Raw genomic sequence first — 561 nt, forward strand, 5'->3', positions numbered from 1 at the left:
ATCCGCCAGAGCACGCAGCGGCTTTCGGGTCCGGCCCCGGCTGCCCGCCACGCACGGCCCACAGCTGTGGCGAACTGTCCGTTCGGACTGTGCGTCCCAGCCATCGTCCGTGGGTCGGGGTACAGCCCAGCCGGGCCCGCCGGGAACTCGCGCAGCTCCAGAACTCCCGAGACACCCTGCTCTGGCTCAGCCCGGCCGGGACCGTCCGCAGACTGTCCGAACACCACGGGCACACGCACGACGGGCCGTTTGCGCGCCTCGGCGCCCGCCATCAGCAGCGCGGCAATCACCAGTACGTTCCCCGGCCCGCTCGGCTCCGGCCCCCCGCCGTCGGTGTGCGGGGGAAGCAGCGCGATCCGTTCACGGACGTCATCCAGCCGGGACGTGATCTCCTGCGGCAGGCCGCCGCTCTGGCCACCGGACGGCTGCCCGGGCCGGGGCAGCGCGTCGTGGGAGAGCAGTCCGCTCCACCGCCATGCCTCCCGCAGCTCGGCCAGATCCTCGTCGTGGTTCTCCGCCCGGCCCACCGGCGGACTGAGGGCCCGGCCCAGCAAATAGGCC

At 73.6% G+C, this 561-nt stretch carries 1 pseudogene; it reads right to left on the reverse strand.

What is annotated here, in order from left to right:
- Window positions 1-527 (reverse strand): annotated as a pseudogene (locus tag VR44_RS19555) (hypothetical protein); the annotation flags it as partial.
- Window positions 528-561 lie beyond the last annotated feature (34 nt).

Source organism: Streptomyces katrae (assembly GCF_000966975.1).
GTDB classification, from domain to species: Bacteria; Actinomycetota; Actinomycetes; order Streptomycetales; family Streptomycetaceae; genus Streptomyces; species Streptomyces katrae.